This window comes from Streptomyces fuscichromogenes (genome assembly GCF_014645815.1).
In the GTDB taxonomy this organism is placed as follows: Bacteria; Actinomycetota; Actinomycetes; order Streptomycetales; family Streptomycetaceae; genus Streptomyces; species Streptomyces fuscichromogenes.
Map to the genome: position 1 here is coordinate 1 of NZ_BMML01000108.1, position 1,274 is coordinate 1,274.

The window sequence follows — 1,274 nt, forward strand, 5'->3', positions numbered from 1 at the left end:
CTTGCTGATGTGCGTGTGTGGGCGAGTGAGTTGGACGCGGTGCATGGGCGGTTCGTGCACCGGTTCAGCCGGTCCGAGCCGCGTGAGTCGGCGCTGGCCTATATGAGGGGCCTGATCGCTCCGTTGCAGCGCAAGAACGGCTGGACCCTGGCCGAGGAGGCGGGCCATGCCGGGCCGGACCGTATCCAGCGGATGCTTAACCGGATCGAGTGGGACGCCGACGAAGTCCTCGACGACGTGCGCCGCTACGTGGTCGACAACCTCGGTGACCGGGAGGCGGTGCTCATCGTCGACGACACCGGCTTTTTGAAGAAGGGCACCCGCTCGGCAGGGGTGCAGCGGCAGTATTCCGGCACCGCGGGCCGCACGGAGAACTCCCAGATCGGTGTCTTCCTCGCTTATGCCACCGGCCGCGGACGCACGCTGATCGACCGCCGCTTGTATCTGCCCACGTCGTGGACGGACGACCGGGAACGCTGCCGCCGGGCCGGCATCGACGACGGCGTCGCCTTCGAGACAAAGGTCGTCATGGCCAAGGCGATGGTCCGAAGGGCCATCGCGGACCGGATCCCGTTTCGGTGGGTGACCGCGGACGCCGCCTACGGCTTCAGCAAGGGCTGGCGCTTCGAACTCGAGCAGGCAGACATCTTCCATGTCATGGCCACCACCCGGCACGACACCGTCGTCACCCGCTGGGCACTCGACCATCCCGTCCACGACCTGTTCCCCGGCCTCCCACGGCAGAAGTGGAAGCGCCGTTCCTGCGGCGAAGGGCCACATGGCCAGCGGGTCTATGACTGGGCGCGTGTCGAGGTGCGGCCCTGGCATCGCGAGGACCGCCGGCACTGGGTGATCGCCCGCCGAAGTGTCAGCAGGCCCGAGGAGATCTCCTACTACATCGCCTACTGCCCCGCCGACACCACCCTGGACGAGCTCGTCCGCGTCGCGGGCAGCCGGTGGGCGGTCGAGGAGTGCTTCCAGAGCGCGAAGCAGGAATGCGGCCTGGACGACTACCAGGTCCGCCGCTACCCCGGCTGGCACCGCCACATGACCCTCGCCATGGCCGCCCACGCCTGCCTCACCGTCCTGCGCGCCCGCGAACTCGACACCGACAAAGCAGAAACGGATCCTCCCAGCTCATCCACCTCAGCCTCGCCGAGATCCGACGCCTGATCACCCGCCTCACCCACCGCCGCCCCACCCCGATCGACCACATTCTTCACTGGTCGACATGGCGCCGTCGACGCCAGCACCAAGCCCGAGCGAGTCACTAC

General features: G+C 68.1%; 1 protein-coding gene. It reads left to right on the forward strand.

The annotated features are described in order from the left end of the window. Positions 1-1,173, forward strand: a 1,173-nt coding sequence (locus IEZ11_RS50395) for an IS701 family transposase (protein WP_229714015.1), incomplete at its 5' end; no start/stop codon positions are given. Positions 1,174-1,274 lie beyond the last annotated feature (101 nt).